Origin of the sequence: Dulcicalothrix desertica PCC 7102 (assembly GCF_003991905.1) — a bacterium.
Lineage (GTDB): Bacteria > Cyanobacteriota > Cyanobacteriia > Cyanobacteriales > Nostocaceae > Dulcicalothrix > Dulcicalothrix desertica.
In genome coordinates this window covers 38,339-41,180 of record NZ_RSCL01000035.1, presented here as the reverse complement: position 1 = coordinate 41,180, position 2,842 = coordinate 38,339, and the positions used below count along the sequence as shown (strand labels likewise).

The window sequence follows — 2,842 nt, the reverse complement described above, 5'->3', positions numbered from 1 at the left end:
TAAAACCTGTCGGTGTACTAGTTGCCCAATATACTTTTTCTCTATCTGCAAATTCTTCTAAAGTTAATACTAATACATCTGAAGGTAAGTACTTTTGTAAAGCTTTCTGCACTAATTGCTTATTAGCTCCAGGTTTTAATTTGATTAAACCAACGTCAACTTCAACAGCATTACGCTCAGGAAATATACGCATAAACGTTGAGTCACTAGCAATCATCATTCCATCTGAACCAAATGAAACCCCAAAGGTAAATAATCCTACTACTTGTATTTGTTTATCATTTACTTGCACACTTAGAGAATTATCTTTCTTTAAAAGAGTTGCAATATCTCCAAACTCGGCTCGACTAGCTCGGTCAAAAATGACTCTATCAAGCATTTTGAGTTTGTTAAATTGCTGTGTTATCTCTGGTTGGTCAAAGACAGATTTCGTCGGGCTTACCCCAACTGTAAATATTGTACGTTCTGTTTGAGTTTGCTGTGGATTGCGCCATGTTGCACGACCAATATAAAGAGGGGTTACTGATTGTACTTCTTTAAATGCTCGTGCTTGATACAAACGCTCTCTAGGAAAAGATTTAAGTGATGTAAATGCTTCAGAAACAGGGTTAATTATAAATAAATCTGCTTGCAATGAGTAATGCAGGTTAGCCGCAGATTCATAAAGTGTTTCATTTAGCCCCATTTGGACAAACATTAAAACATCAGCAAATGCAATTCCTGCCAAAGCCACAGCTAAACGAGTTTTTTCACGCCGTACTTGGAACCATGCCAAGGGTGTTTTACGCAGTAATTTACGAAACATAGAATATTTAGGATTATATTTGGATTGCTACTTGTACTTGCAAGTTTGTTAAATTTGCGACTCGTTTACTTGATTCTGGATTTAAGCGAATTCTCACTTCTACTACTCGACGCTCTAAATTTTCACCTGGTTGACCGCTTGTAATTTCTTGTGGTGTAACTTGTATGCCAACTAAATGAACGGCGCCACGAACTTCTCCTGTAAATGATTCGCTTGTTATAATTGCTTGCTGACCTGTACGAATTTTACCAATATCTGTCTGGTAAACTTCTGCGACTACTTCCATTTGGTTAGTTTGCCCTAAGTCGGCAATACCCGATGTACCAATAACTTCTCCAGCTTTTGCATGAATTTCTAGAATTCTACCGGATTTTGGCGCTCTTAGATAAGCATTATCTAAATTAGCTTGAGCTATCTTGACGGCAGCATTTGCTTTGTTCACGCTTGCCATAGCAGATTGAATATCAACTGGACGTATTTCCATTATTCTATTCAGCGTGGCTACTGCTTCATTAACTTGTTGTTTTCCTGACAACTCTATACGTCTTAGATTTGCCTGTGCTTCAAGTATTTGTTGCTGACGTGATGCTTGAATACGGTTAAGATTTGCGCGTGCTTCGACTATTTGCTGCTGTCGCGATGCTTGAATACGTTTTAAATTTGCTTGCGCTTCAGAAAATTGCTGTTGTGCTTTTTGTGCTGACAAACGCTTGCTATCTCTTAATGAAGCAGAAATTGCTCCCTCTTCAAACAGTTGCTGATTACGTTGATATTCTGTTTGAGCATTGTTTAATTCTGCCTGAAAGCTTTCAATCAATGCTTTTTGTGCTGCAATTTCTGTTTCTCGTTCCGATTGTAAACGCGCGATAGCTGCTTGTTGTGCCTTTATTTCTGTATTTTTCTCTGCTACCAAACGGTTGATAGTTGCTCGTTGTGCTTCAGCAAGTGTAGTATTTTCTACCTTCAAGCGCGCAATAGTTGCTTGTTGTGCCTCTATTTCTCCAGTTTTGGCGCCTGCTTTAACTATTGCTAATTCAGCTTGCGCGACTTTTACCTGTTCTTGTGCTTCATTGAGTGTACTTTGTAAGCTATCGCGCGCATTCATAATGGCTATTACATCACCAGCTAAAACATTGTCACCTCGGTTTACCATAAGTTTTGCTACACGGTCATTACTTAATGTCGCTCCAACAGATACTTTTATAACTTCTCCAACTGGCTGAAGTCTTCCTAAAGCAGTCACTTGACTCACTTGAGGTATTACAGTCTGTTCAGGTTCTTTCTGAGTTTGCCCAATTTGAGAAAATCCATAGAAAACCGTCACACCTGCCACACAAGTGGCGCCAATAATAAGAGCAATCATCCATCTATTTTTGAGCGGCTTTGATATTATTTGGAAACTCATGAAAAATTCCCCGTAAATTAAAAATTAGACTTTTAGGCAGTGTGAAAGCAGCTTACCCTCGATTCGCAAGCCGTGTAACCATCAATTATTAATTCGGCGCCTTAAATAAATTTCGATTCATCCGAAACTTGACATAAAATTCCATAGGTAACATCATTCGCTTCACCAATACATCAAACGAAGATGCAAATGGTTAATACGCTTGTATGTGCTGTCTCAACTTGTTGATATTAATTAATTTATATCAACTTGTTGATACTATCAAGAAAAAATCACAGCAAATTAAACACATAGGTTACATATAATCATAGTTAATATGTACTAATTGATGATGTGATAAATTCTGCTGGGTTGGCACAACATGAGTATTCTCTACTTGACTTGTTTATATCAACTACTTTATGTCAACAAGTTGATATTGTCAGATAAATCTGTTAATCTATTTATAGCAATTCACAACTCAATCGGTTCAGGTGAAATGGATGTAGTGAGTATTTCTTGGGGGAGAGTGTAGCTTAAACGTGAATCAGTTTATTAGCAACAGCAAGATTATTAATGTTTACCGAGCCAGTGCTGTGCTTGAAAGTGTCCTTGATACTGCCTTGGCGCCTATAGGAATAACTACAGCCCAG

At 37.9% G+C, this 2,842-nt stretch carries 2 protein-coding genes; both read right to left on the bottom strand.

All coding sequences use genetic code 11. From position 1 onward, the window contains the following. A partial coding sequence (locus tag DSM106972_RS51830) for an ABC transporter permease (protein WP_158632974.1) occupies window positions 1-805 on the bottom strand: 805 nt, incomplete at its 3' end. Between the two features lie 13 nt (window positions 806-818). Beyond that, window positions 819-2,210, bottom strand: a complete 1,392-nt coding sequence (locus tag DSM106972_RS44100; RefSeq protein ID WP_127086657.1) for an HlyD family efflux transporter periplasmic adaptor subunit — start codon at window positions 2,208-2,210, stop codon at window positions 819-821. Window positions 2,211-2,842 lie beyond the last annotated feature (632 nt).

Bases quoted from the DNA above. Each gene is read 5' to 3' on its own strand.
- DSM106972_RS44100 (WP_127086657.1), bottom strand. From the start codon at position 2,210: ATGAGTTTCCAAATAATATCAAAGCCGCTCAAAAATAGATGGATGATT.